At 68.4% G+C, this 12,667-nt stretch carries 8 protein-coding genes; 5 read left to right on the plus strand and 3 right to left on the minus strand.

Annotated features, from left to right (window positions below; translation table 11 throughout):
• Positions 1–61 precede the first annotated feature (61 nt).
• The gene (locus tag ACFHWU_RS17495; RefSeq protein WP_416591061.1) at positions 62–2,029 is read right to left on the minus strand and encodes a glycosyltransferase family 2 protein; all 1,968 of its coding nucleotides are present in this window, start codon (positions 2,027–2,029) and stop codon (positions 62–64) included.
• 141 nt (positions 2,030–2,170) lie between these two features.
• Here ACFHWU_RS17495 and ACFHWU_RS17500 point away from each other — a divergent pair, with 141 nt between their 5' ends.
• A complete protein-coding gene (locus ACFHWU_RS17500) occupies positions 2,171–3,238 on the plus strand; it encodes a glycoside hydrolase family 6 protein (RefSeq protein WP_416591062.1) in 1,068 nt (355 codons plus the stop codon).
• A 13-nt stretch (positions 3,239–3,251) separates the two neighbouring features.
• Here the strand turns inward: ACFHWU_RS17500 and ACFHWU_RS17505 are convergent, their stop codons facing one another.
• Complete coding sequence (locus ACFHWU_RS17505) at positions 3,252–5,195, minus strand: galactose oxidase-like domain-containing protein (RefSeq protein ID WP_416591063.1); 1,944 nt, start codon at positions 5,193–5,195, stop codon at positions 3,252–3,254.
• A gap of 131 nt (positions 5,196–5,326) precedes the next feature.
• The gene (locus ACFHWU_RS17510) at positions 5,327–6,178 is read right to left on the minus strand and encodes a hypothetical protein (RefSeq protein WP_416591064.1); all 852 of its coding nucleotides are present in this window, start codon (positions 6,176–6,178) and stop codon (positions 5,327–5,329) included.
• A gap of 292 nt (positions 6,179–6,470) precedes the next feature.
• Here ACFHWU_RS17510 and ACFHWU_RS17515 point away from each other — a divergent pair, with 292 nt between their 5' ends.
• From ACFHWU_RS17515 to ACFHWU_RS17530, 4 genes are all read left to right on the plus strand, one after another.
• The gene (locus tag ACFHWU_RS17515) at positions 6,471–9,911 is read left to right on the plus strand and encodes a type I restriction-modification enzyme R subunit C-terminal domain-containing protein (RefSeq protein WP_416591065.1); all 3,441 of its coding nucleotides are present in this window, start codon (positions 6,471–6,473) and stop codon (positions 9,909–9,911) included.
• Positions 9,908–10,693, plus strand: a complete 786-nt coding sequence (locus tag ACFHWU_RS17520) for a restriction endonuclease subunit S (protein WP_416591066.1) — start codon at positions 9,908–9,910, stop codon at positions 10,691–10,693. The genes ACFHWU_RS17515 and ACFHWU_RS17520 overlap by 4 nt, the downstream gene beginning before the upstream one ends.
• Positions 10,694–10,716: 23 nt before the next feature.
• A complete protein-coding gene (locus ACFHWU_RS17525; RefSeq protein WP_416591067.1) occupies positions 10,717–12,183 on the plus strand; it encodes an N-6 DNA methylase in 1,467 nt (488 codons plus the stop codon).
• 253 nt (positions 12,184–12,436) lie between these two features.
• On the plus strand, positions 12,437–12,667 hold a 231-nt coding region (locus ACFHWU_RS17530; RefSeq protein ID WP_416591068.1), incomplete at its 3' end, for a transposase family protein.

Raw genomic sequence — 12,667 nt, forward strand, 5'->3', positions numbered from 1 at the left:
GCCCACCCGCGACCAGTCCTCGCTCGAAACCGCCTGTTTTGCTCTGGTCCGGTCCGTCGGCTCACTGCGTGCCCCTGTCGCCCTCCTGAACCGGTTCGCCGGGCTGACCGGTCTGCCGGGGCACCTCGATCCGGGGCAGGATCATCGTGGCGGAGACGTCGTCGGGCTGGTCCTCGACCGACCGGCTGGCCAGATGCGCCGTCAGCAGCGCTCGTGGGATCTCCATGGTGATGTCCCCGGCCCGATCCGGACCGCGCACCTCCGCGATCGTCGGCGGTCCGCCGTCGCTACCGCCGCCACCCGTGGGCACCGGGTGGGAACGCCGGCGGAGGTCACGGCGCCACAGCGCGACCGGTAGCAGACAGATCAGCAGCGCGACGCCGGGCCACAGGAGCGACGGCAAGCTGGCGTAGTCGCGGGCAACGGCGACCACGATCGCTGCGGCGAGCACCGCCAACCAGCCCAGGTGCGCCCGGAACGTGTACAGGCCGTCACTGCTGCTGTGCGCCCCCTTCGGGGTGACCACGAACCGGGCCGGCCGACGCAGCAGCGTACTGACGAGCTGCCCGGCGTAGATCGGTGCCGAGATGATCGACATCAGCATGCCCTTGAGCCCGCGGGAACCGGGTGCCTCGTACGGGCTGACGTTGTACCGCCGGTTGTGCAGGTAGAGCCACAGGGAGAAGGCGGTGGCGTCGGTGTAGAGGGCGAACCAGATCTGCGGCGAGATCGTCATACCGCTGACGCCGAGAGCCAGGAACAGCACCGCGTTGACGATGCCGAGCAGCCAGGCGACGGCCATCGACGGGTAGAAGGTGGTGATCAGGGTGTAGTGCAGCATCCCACCGGCGGACAGCCGGGGGAAGCGCCGCCAGTAGCGGCCGACCAGCAGTTGGAAGGTGCCCCGCGACCAGCGCCGCTGCTGGGAGAAGTAGTCGCTCCAGCTGGCCGGGCCGTCGCCGGCGGAAAGCACGTCCGGGGTGTACACCGACTTCCACCGTCGGCCGGTCGCCGGGTTGCGGGTGGTGTGCACGGCCAGCCCGGTCGCCATGTCCTCGGTGATCGAGTCGGCCAGTCCGCCGATGCTGCGCAACGCGCTGATCCGTACCGCGTTGTTGGTACCGACCAGCATCGACGTGCCGTACGCGTTGGCGGCTCGCTGAATCACGCTGTGGAACGGGAACTGCTGCGACTCGGCGGCCCGGGTGACGAACGCCTCGCCGTTCTTGTAGCACTGCGGGCCGACGACGTACGCCACATCCGGGTCGCGGAAGTAGCCGAGGATCCGTTCGGCGAAGTTGGCCAGCGGCACGTGGTCGGGGTCGACGGAAAGGAAGACGTCGTAGCCGCCGCCGTGCGCGTCTACCCAGGCGTTGTAGTTGCCGTGCTTGGTTTTCGCCCGGAACGGTCCGCGCCGCTGGTTGTACCGCTCAATGCCGTTGCGGGTGAAATGTCGTACGCCGAGCTGCTCGCACATCGCCTTCACCTCGGCGTCGTCGCCTTCGTCGAGCAGCCAGATGTCGAAGACGCCCCGGTGCCGGATCCGCTTCGCCGCTCGCAACGTGTCGCGTACCACCGCGACCGGCTCCTTGCCCGGCACGATCGTGGTGAGAAAGGCGACCCGCAGCCCTCGAGGCGGGACCACCGGCACCGGATCCCGCGCGATCACCGAGGCCAGCGACAGCGACAGTACGTTGGCCAGCCGTAACGCCTCGACGACGGCGATGGAGCAGATGACGAAGACATTGGCGATCCGGGCAGCCTCGGCCACCGGACCGGGATTGGTGTCGGCGAAGTGCCCCGGCTGCAGCAGCCAGACGAAGAAGAACACCTCGAAGCAGATGTTCGCCAGCGCGATCAGTACTGCGGTGACGATCTGCCGGCTACCGTGCGCTCCATGCATGCTGCGGTAGCGGACCCGGTACGGCACGCCATCCGGCGGATCGGTCAGCGAACCGGCGAGCCGGCTATAGGATTCGAGTCGAGCCCAGGACCGGCCGTACACCGGGATGTCGAATTGTTCCGCCACAAGCAGTAAGCCGCCCAGCAGTCGTGCCCACCGGCCCGCCCGGCCGCTGTTTCGACGATCCTAGGCACCGGGAAGGCCTGCCCGGATCAGCCGGTTGAGCTAGTCTCGGCCGTGCTTTACGCCAGTGACGGAGGACGAACGGTGCTGCTGTCGATAGCCCGCCAGTCGATGTTTGCCCTGCCCGTCGGCTTGTTCCTGGGCTTGCTGGCTGGTTGTGGCACCGCACCGTCAGAGCGGGTGGGCGGTCTCGGCGACCAGATCACGGATGCCCGGACCGCCGGCACCCCCGGGCAGCCGGTCGAGGTGCCGCTCGCCGGAGCGGAGCTGTTCGTCGACCCGACCGGAGCCGCCGCCGACCAGGTCACCAGCTGGGTGGCGGCCGGCCGTACCGGTGACGCCGATCGGCTTCGACGGATCAGTGAGCAGCCGACAGCGGTCTGGGTCACCAGCAGCACCACCGCGGTACGCGCCGACGTCGACGCCGTGCTCACCCGGGCCGACGCTGCCGGCGGCATGCCGGTGCTGGTGGCGTACCACATTCCGGACCGGGACTGTGGCAGCTTCAGCGGTGGTGGTGCGCGCGACGGCGACGACTACCGGGCCTGGGTCCGCGAGTTCGCGGCCGGGATCGCCGGCCGCCCGGTCACGGTGATCGTCGAACCGGACGCGGTGGCGCACAGCCTGGACAGTTGCGGCGCGGACTCCGCCGACGAGCGGCTGGCGTTGCTAACCGACGCGGTCGCCGTGCTCAAGCAGACCGGCAGCGCCCAGGTGTATCTCGACGCCGGCCATGCCCGTTGGGTGGCCGACCTGCCGAAGCTGGCCGACGCGCTGCGCCGGGCCGGGATCGGGCAAGCCGACGGCTTCGTACTGAACGTCTCCAACTTCATCGGTACGCAGGAGAACGTCGGCTACGGCCGGCGGCTGTCCGACGAACTCGACGGGCGTACCAGGTTTGTCGTCGACACCAGCCGCAACGGCGCCGGGCCGGTCGACGGTGCCACCGTCGACGGTGGTCCGTCCTGGTGCAACCCGCCCGGCCGGTCGCTGGGGGAATCACCGACCACGACGACCGGGCTGGACCGGGTCGACGCCCTGCTCTGGATCAAGCGTCCGGGCGAGTCCGACGGCGACTGCCGGCCGGGCGAGCCGCCGGCCGGGCAATGGTGGCCCGAGTACGCGCTCCAACTGGTCGACCAGGCGGAGTGAGCGTGCGCAGGGCTCAGCGCACCATCACCGGTACGCCGACCGACGGCACCCCGGCGGCGTCGACGGCGAACAGCAGGTAGGGCCCGGACGGCAGGATCGTGGCCTCCTCGGGCAGGCTCAGCTCCAGCCGCCCGTGGGCGGTGGCGGTGAAGTCGACCGCCACGGACCGTTGCTCGTTGTTGAGCATGTGGGTGGCGGCGCCGGGCCGGATCAGCCGGACCCGGTCGATCCGGTCGGCGTGCGGGCTGATCACGGTGACGCTGCCGCCACGTTCGATCCGCTCCGGCACGCTGCCGAGGACCGGACGAACACCGCCGAACAGGTACGGCGGGGAGTACAGCTCCAGCCGCTGCTCGAACTCGCCGCTGATGCTGTTCTTGGCGTCGCGGAAAAGCGGGTCGGATCCGACGGTGAGCACCCGGCCGTCGGGCAGCAGCAACGCCGCCGAGTGGTAGTTACGGCCGACATGGGGGTCGGCGGCGACCGTCAGGGTGTTGCTGTCCGGGTGGAAGATCCGGGCGGTGTGGTTGTCGCTGAGGCCGCGGCCCCGGTAGTCGCTGGAGCCGTTGGTGATCAGCACGGTGTCGTCGGGTAGCTGCACCAGGTTGGGGTAGCGGGTCCCGTCCGGCAGGTCCGGGCCGGGGGTGAACCGGGGGTTGGCCGTGGTCAGGTCGATGAGGTCGATCCGGTCGCTGGACAGCGCCGACTCGCCGACCCCGCCGCCGCCGACGACCATGATCCGCTGCTCCTGCACCGGGCCGGCCCAGGCGCTCATGCTGGTTTCCAGCTGGTCGGTGTCGCGTAGCCCGTCGACCTCGGTGAACGTGTTGTCGCTCAGATCCCACAGGCCGGGGTCGCGGCCCTGGTCGTCGGGTCCGTAGCCGGCGTTCGATCCGGTGTAGAACAGCAGGTCGGGCGTTGCGGTCTGGAACAGACTGGGGTACGTCGGGAAGTACCGTTCCAGGTCGGGGCGCAGCGTCCAGCTCCTGGTCTGCGGGTCGTAGATCTCGTGCTGCGTGCCGTCGAGGACCTGGCCGCTGCCGTCGAGCCCGGCCACGGTGAGCACCTGCCCGTCGGGCAGCGTGGTCAGCGTCGGGTACCAGCGTTTGACGTGCATGTCGTCGACCCGCTCGTACCGTTCGGTCCACGGGTTGAACTCGAACGCGGCGTCGAGTCCCTGGTAGTCCTGCTTGTCCATGGTGATCGCCTCGGCGAGGCCGTAGATGTCCTGCACCTCGGCGCCGACCAGGCCGTTGACCCGGTACTGGGTCTGCCGTTCGACGACGTACTCGTCGCCGAAGCCGGCTGCATCGACCCAGACCTCCGTTTCGCTGGCGGTGACGACGACCCGGTCGCCCGGTCCGTCGGTCTTGGTGGCCGGCGGTACGACGAAGTCGTGCCCGGCGGAGTAGCGCCGCCCGTCCGGGGCGACGAACTCGGTGCCCTTGACGAAGCTGCGCGGACCGCCGTCCGGGGATTCGTTCTTGACCAGCATGGTGCCGCCGGCCCGTTCGATGTCGGATTCGAGGACCTCGTACCGCTGGGTGCCGCCGGCGACGAGCAGGTTGCCGTCGGCCAGGAACGAGTGCCCGGAGCAGAACAGGTCCTCCGGGGTCGGCACGAGTTCGGTCTGTTCGGTCGCCGGGTCGAACAGCAGGGTCTTGAACGTGCCGGCGTCGAACTGCTCCCGGTCGTTGCCTGAGCCGGCGATCAGCAGCACCTTGCCGGTGGGCAGCAGCGCGGCGTGGATGGCGTTGACCCGCTGGTCCTCGGGGAGTTCGAGGACCTGCCAGTAGCCGTGCTCCCGCTGGTACTCGACGCTGTTGAGCGTGCGCTCGTGCAGCCAGTCACTGGTAAGACCGTACAGTGGCGGCACGTTTGCGCTGAGTAGTATCGCGACGCCGAGTGTGGGTAGCAGGACGCGGTGGCGCAGGGTTGCGGGGCTAGGCCACTTCACCCGCTGCACGCTAGCTGCCGCAACCGTCACTGTGGAGCGGCCGACCGGGCCGGCGAGCCCGACCGCCCGCCGCAGCGGCGGTGAGTCATCGGCCCAGTCGTGGTCGGCCGTTGGGACTACACCCGGTCGAACTACTCGCTCTGCTCCCGGATCGTCTCCGCCACGTCGAGCAACTCGCCGATGGTGCGCGGCTTGCTGCCGGCAGGGTCGGCCGCCGCCGTACCGGTGTCGGCCCGGAACCGCTGCCGAAGCTCGGCGGTGACGGCCAGCCCGTCGCCCTGCAGCAGGCCGAGCAGCGCGGTGTCCTTGTCGGCGGCGGGCAGCTGAGCGATCCAGTCGGCCAGCCGGGCCGGGTCAGCGGCGGCGCCCGCGGCCTCCGGTGCACTGCCCTGCGCCGCGGCGGCGATCAGGGCGGGGTCGATCAGCAGGAACTCGGCGAACTCGCACAGCGCGCCGGTCAGGTCACCGAGCCCGGCCGGCACCGGCGGTTCGGTCGCCTCGTCGCCGAACTCGCCGTCCTGAATCAGGAACAGCCAGGCCAGGTAGAGGGCACGGTGATCGCCGGCCGCGAGCTGGTCGCGGACGCCGACGATGCCGGCGAGCCAGCCGTCGCCGTCGCGGTCGAAGTCCTCGACGCCGTCGGGGTCCTCGCGGAAGAAATTCAGGATCAGGTTGTCACCCGACTGGTACGCCTCGGCCGGCTCTGCCCAGCAGTACTGCTGGGCGGTCCCCAGGTCGAGCAGCCGCAGCGGCAGCCGCAGCACCAGTTGCCGGGTGCCCCAGTTGGTGATGTAGAGGTGCGCGTCGAAGTACTCCTCGACCATGGCCAGCGGGTCGCCGCCGAAGTTGCCGAAGTGGTACACGTTGGTGAAGCTGGTCCGGGTGATCTCCGCCCGGGTGGACAGCGTACGGAGCTCAGCCATCTGCTGCTCGTCAAGTGGCCGGTCGATGGCACGGAAGTCGTAGTACTGGTACTCGCTCACCTGGCCATCATTCACCCGGCCGCTGCCGGCCCCTGCCCGGGGTGAGGTGCCACGACGATGCCGGTCGGCCGGTCAAGGGCCGCCTGCAGGCGAATCCCACCGTGACGGGTCGGCGGGGTCTGCCCGATCGGTATCGAACAGATACTTTCCGGCCGATGCCGTCTTGGCCCGAGCACGGATAAGCTCTGGCGTTCTACATCGGTCATGTACCCTGTGGAGAGTTGTGGATCATCAGCGAATTCGTCGCCTTGCCAACCAGTCCGCCAACTTCGGGTTCCTTGTGGATCATGAAATGCTGGTCTGGTACGGCGTCGGCGCGGAGTCGTTGATCTTTGTTGATGCGCAGTCGTCAATGTTCAAGGCGCGGGCGTTCGGCGAGACCCTCGCCCATGAGCTGGTGAATCGCACCGGCACCAGGGCCGGCAGCGACAGGTTCGTCGACCAGGTACGGGCGCTCAACGCGGCCGGTGTGCTCACGCCAAAGATCAACGAGGCGTTCACCCGGCTGCGCAAGGTCGGCAACCAGGCCGTGCACGATCACCTCGACCAGGTACGGACCGCGCTGGAGCTGCTGCGCGACTGCTTCGAGCTGGGGGTATGGTTCCACCGGGCGTTGACCGACGACCGCCGCCCGATCGGTTTCGTCCCGCCCAGCCCACCACCGCAGCAGGTGCCGCAGCACATCGTTGACGGCCTGCAGGCCGAGCTGGGCCGCTACCGCCGTGAGCTGGCCGAGGCGAAACTGCTGCTCGACGGGCAGCCGTCGGTGGCGGCGGCGCAGGCCGCAGCCGAAGCCGCCGCTGACCGGGCGGTCACCGAGTCGGCGGCCCGGCGTACGGTCGCGGCCGAGCTGGTGGCCGACCTGGAGCCGCAGATGACCGCGGCCAGTCAGGAGTTCGCCGCCCGCAAACCCGCGAAGGTGTCGGCGGCCAAGCGCGAGGACTTCATCAGCCGCGCCCGGCGCGCCTCGGCCGAGCCGCTCAACGAGGTGCAGACCCGGGCCGAGATCGACCGGCAGCTCACCGCCGCCGGCTGGCAGGTCCAGGACCAGGAGCAGATCAACCTGTACGCGGGGGACAGCGGCGTCGCCGGGGTCGCCGTCCGGGAGGTCACCCTGGCCACCGGCCGGGCCGACTACCTGCTCTACGTACAGCAGAGGTTGGTCGGGGTGGTCGAAGCCAAGCGGGAGGGCACCGCGCCGCGTGGGGTGGAGGCGCAGCTGGACCGCTACCTGCACGGGTTGACCGCCGCGCAGCGGATGTCGGCGTGGCGGCGGGACGCGCCGCTGCCGTTCGGCTACGTCGCCACCGGCACCGAGACAGCCTTCGTCAACCTGCTCGACCCGCAGCCGCGTACCCGGGAGGTTTTCGCCTTTCACCGGCCGGAGACCCTGGCCCGCTGGATGCGCGAGGCCGACGACGACCCGGCGGCCCCGACACTGCGCGCCCGGCTGCGGCAGCTGCCGCCACTGCCGGAGCAGGGGCTGCGGCGGGCCCAGATCGACGCGGTACGCGGCCTCGAAGGGGCCCTGGCCGCCGACCGCCCCCGGTCGCTGATCCAGATGGCGACCGGTGCGGGGAAGACGTTCATGGCGGTGACCAGCAGCTACCGGCTGCTGCACCATGCCAAGGCGACCCGAGTGCTGTTCCTTGTCGACCGCAACAACCTGGGCCGGCAGACGCTGCGCGAGTACGCCGGCTACGCCACGCCGGGCGACGGGCGCAAGTTCACCGAGCTGTTCAACGTGGACCGGCTGACCGGGGCGGGCATGCTCGACTCGTCGGCGGTGGTGATCTCCACAATCCAGCGGCTGTACGGCGCGCTGTGCGGCCGGGAGCTGCCGGACGTCGACGTCGACGACCAGGCGTACGACAGCTATGAGCTGGACGAACCGGCGCAGGTCGCCTACAACCCGGCCATCCCGCCGGAAGCCTTTGATTTAATCATTGTGGACGAATGCCACCGGTCGATCTACGGCAAGTGGCGGGCGGTGCTGGAGTACTTCGACGCGTTCATGGTCGGGCTGACCGCGACGCCGGTGAAGCAGACCCTCGGCTTCTTCCGCCAGAACCTGGTGTCGGAGTACACCTACGAGCAGGCGGTCGCCGACGGGGTCAACGTCGACTTCGACGTCTACCGCATCCGCACCGAGATCACCGACGCCGGCTCGACCATCGAGGCGAAGACGGTGGTGCCGCTGCGCGACCGGCGCACCCGCGCCGAGCGCTACCAGGAGCTGGAGGAGGACTTCAGCTACGCCGGCAAGGATGTCGGCCGGTCGGTGATCTCGAAGGGGCAGCTGAAACTGGTGCTGGAGACCTTCCGGGACCGGCTGTTCACCGAGATCTTCCCCGGCCGCACGACCGTACCCAAGACGTTGATCTTCGCCCGGGACGACAACCATGCCGAAGAGATCGTCACCATGGTCCGCGACGTCTTCGGCCGCGGCAACGACTTCGCCACCAAGATCACGTACGCGTCGAAGCGCACCGGCGACAACCCCGACGAGCTGATCCAGGCGCTGCGCAACAGCCCTGAGCTGCGGATCGCCGTCACCGTCGACATGATCGCCACCGGCACCGACGTCCGGCCACTGGAATGCCTGCTGTTCCTGCGGCAGGTGCGCACCGCCACCTACTTCGAGCAGATGAAAGGCCGGGGCGCCCGCACCATCGACCCCGCGTCTTTCCAGTCCGTCACCCCGGACGCCCAGGTCAAGGACCGGTTCGTCATCGTCGACGCGGTCGGCGTCACCGAACAGGAGCTGGACGAGGCGGTGCCGCTGCACCGGCGCACCGAAGCGCAGATCTCCCTGAAGGAACTGCTCGGCAAGGCCGGCACCCTCACCGCCGATCAGGATGAGGTGGCGACGCTGGCCGCCCGGCTGGCCCGACTCGACCGCCAGCTCACCGACGACGAACGCGCCGAGCTGACCGACCTCGCCGACGGCCAACCCCTCGCGGCGATCGCCCGCCGACTCACCGACGCCGTCGCCCCCGAATCGCTGATCCCCGCCCACGCCGCCGGCCCCGACGCGGTCCGCGACCTGCTCGCCGAAGCCCTCCGGCCGCTCGCCGCCGCACCGCAGCTACGGCAACGCATCCTGGAGATCCGTCGCGCCCACGACATCACCATCGACGAGGTCAACCGGGACACGCTGCTGTCCGCCGCCGGAGTGCCGGCCGCCGAACGCGCCCAGAAGGTCGTCCACAGCTGGCACGCCTACCTGGAGGAACACCGCGACGAGATTACCGCGTTGCAGGTCTTCTTCGACGGCAAAGGCCGGGTCGACTTCGACCAGCTCAAAGAGCTGGCCGCGCGGATATCGCGGCCCCCGCAGGTGTGGACCCCGGACCGGCTGTGGGAGGCGTACGTGCTGCTCGGCCGCACCGCCGAAGCACCCGGCGACCGGGGCGTCACCGACCTGATCACCCTGGTCCGCTACGAACTCGGCCTCGACCAGAAGTTGCGCCCCTACCGGTCGGTCGTCGAAGAACGCTTCCACGCCTGGCTGCTGCGCCAGGAGCAGGCCGGCGCAGCCTTCACCCCCGAACAACTCTGGTGGCTGGAAAGGATCAAGAACGTGATAGCGGCAAGCGTTGCCGTCACCCCCGACGACCTGGACGGCGCCCCGTTCACCGAACGCGGCGGCATCGACGGCTACCTCCGAGTCTTCGGAGACCACCGTGCTCAACCCCTCCTCACCGAACTCAACCAGGAACTCACCGCATGAGCGACCTCCCTCGTGGCTGGGAGTGGGCCGCGCTCAACGAAATCGCCGAAGTCCGTCTTGGTCGACAGCGTTCACCCAAGAACCACAGCGGTACGCACATGCGCCCTTACCTGCGAGCGGCGAACGTCAGCTGGGATGGGCTCAAGCTCGACGACGTCAAGGAAATGAACTTCACCGACGACGAGTTGGAGACGTACCGGCTCCTACCAGGGGACATCGTCGTCGGAGAAGCATCAGGCAGCCCTGGCGAGGTCGGCAAGCCTGCCATCTGGAACGGCGAGATTACGGACTGCTGCTTCCAGAACACCCTGATCCGGGTGCGAAGCCTCGGCCCCGATCCGCGCTACCTGCTCTATTTCCTCCGATCGGAAGCGCTCCGGGGAGCGTTCGTTGCAGAGTCGCGGGGCGTCGGTATCCACCACCTCGGCGCTGCGCGGCTTTCGAGCTGGCACGTACCGGTCCCACCGCTCGCCGAGCAGCGCCGTATCGTCTCCCTGCTCGATCGCCATTTTTCCGGTCTGGATTCGACAGAGGAGCTGATCGAGCAAGCGAAAAAGCGGATCCGCAGACTGAGGTCCGTCCTGGCGAGTCGGGCCTTCTCTGGAGATCTGTCTGATCAAGATCCCGAAGACGGAACAGCCATAGAGCTTATATCTCGCATACAGGCGGCGCGCGTGAAGCTGCCCAAGCAGCGAGGGCGCGAGAATCACAGGAGCGCCAATGAGCATCAGTCAACAGGCTCCCGTCGCGGCGACGAGTTTAAGCAGGGGGAGTTGCTGTGAGTAACGCGGAATCGCGTAGGTTAGTGCAGAAGCTGTGGAACTACTGCGACGTGCTGCGCGACGACGGGGTCTCCACGATCGACTACGTGGAGCAGTCGACGTACCTGCTGTTCCTGAAGATGGCCCACGAGCGGGCCAAGCGTGAGTTCAAGCGGGAGCAGATCGTGCCGGCGGAGCTGAGCTGGCAGACGCTGCTCGACAGCGACGGTGTCCGGCTGGAAGTGCAGTACCGCAACATCCTGAGCGGGCTCGGGCAGGAGTCCGGCACGCTCGGCACGATCTTCCGCAAGGCGCAGAACAAGATCCAGGACCCGGCGAAGCTCAAGAAGCTGATCGTCGACCTGATCGACAAGGAGCAGTGGTCGCAGGCCGGCGTCGACGTCAAGGGCGACGCGTACGAGGAGCTGCTGGCCAAGGGTGCTGAGGACGCCAAGTCGGGTGCCGGGCAGTACTTCACGCCGCGCGCACTGATCGAGGCGATCGTCGACTGTGTGCAGCCGACTCCGGACGACACGATCACCGACCCGGCGTGCGGAACCGGCGGGTTCCTGCTGGCGGCGTACGACTACATCCAGCGGCACCACGGCGACAGCCTGACCCGCGACCAGGCCCGGCACCTCGCCAACGGTGGGATCACCGGCACCGAGCTGGTCGACGGCACTGCGCGGCTCGCGGCCATGAACATGCTGCTGCACGGCATCGGTACGCCGAGCGGCCCGTCGCTGATCGACGTCCGAGACTCGCTCGGGCGGGAGCCGTCGAGCAAAGTCAGCCTGGTGCTGGCCAACCCGCCGTTCGGGCGTAGCTCGTCGATCCGCATGATCAGCGGTGACGGGCGGGCCAGCCGCGAGGATCGGGAGATCGAGCGCGCCGACTTCTGGGCGACGACGTCGAACAAGCAGCTCAACTTCGTGCAGCACATCGCCTCGATGCTGGAGATCGACGGGCGGGCCGCGGTGGTGCTGCCCGACAACGTGCTCTTCGAGGGTGGGGCGGGGGAGACGATCCGGCGGCGGCTGCTCAAGCAGTACGACCTGCACACCATGCTGCGGCTGCCGACCGGCATCTTCTACGCCGGTGGGGTCAAGGCCAACGTCCTGTTCTTCGAGCGCAAGCGCGCCCGCGAGGAGCCCTGGACCAGCAAGCTCTGGGTGTACGACTTCCGCACCAACCAGCACTTCACGCTCAAGCAGAACCCGCTGCGCCGGGAGCACCTGGAGGAGTTCGTCCGGGACTGCTATCTGCCGGGCAAGGACCGGGCCGAGCGGGTGGAGAGCGAGCGGTTCAGGGCGTACGACTACGACGAGCTGCTGAGCCGCGACAAGGTCAACCTGGACATCACCTGGTTGAAGGACGCCTCGCTGGAGGACGCCGACGCGCTGCTGCCACCCGAGGCCATCGCCAAGGAGATCGTCGAAGACCTACAAGCCGCCCTACGCGAGTTCGCCGCCATCGCCGACACTCTTGGGAACCGTCGATCGAGCAGTTGAATTCGATCTATCCGGAGTTGGCTTGCTTTTAGCCCCGGCATGATTTAAGGCACTCTCGAATCATGGGTCTGCGCACTTGATCGGGGTGGGGTAGCCGCTTGGTCGCTTATCGTGACGACAACTGGTTGCAGACAGTGAAGCTGAGGTCGGGCGTGTCGTAACGCAGGCGTACCCGCGACATCCAAGATCATGGTTCTTGTCTAGGGAATCATGACGAGTGGAAGGTCGCGGGTACGTGATTCAGGATACCGCCGTGGACACCTTGTTCGGGTTGACGGGCGTACGGGTCGTCGAGGTCGACACCGAACCCGACGACAGCGTGACGGTGTATGTACAGACGGCGGTGACCGTGGTGTGTCCCGGCTGCGCCACTCCAGCGGCACGGATCAAGGAACGCGTCACCGGCCGGATACGCGATGTGCCCTACGGCAGCCGCCGGATCCGAGTGGTGTGGTGGAAACAGCGCTGGTCATGCCTGAACGAA

Source organism: Micromonospora sp. LOL_015, assembly GCF_048060275.1.
In the GTDB taxonomy this organism is placed as follows: Bacteria; Actinomycetota; Actinomycetes; order Mycobacteriales; family Micromonosporaceae; genus Micromonospora_E.

Coding starts and splice junctions, on each gene's coding strand:
- ACFHWU_RS17520 (WP_416591066.1), top strand. CDS start 9,908: ATGAGCGACCTCCCTCGTGGCTGGGAGTGGGCCGCGCTCAACGAAATC.
- ACFHWU_RS17515 (WP_416591065.1), top strand. CDS start 6,471: ATGCTGGTCTGGTACGGCGTCGGCGCGGAGTCGTTGATCTTTGTTGAT.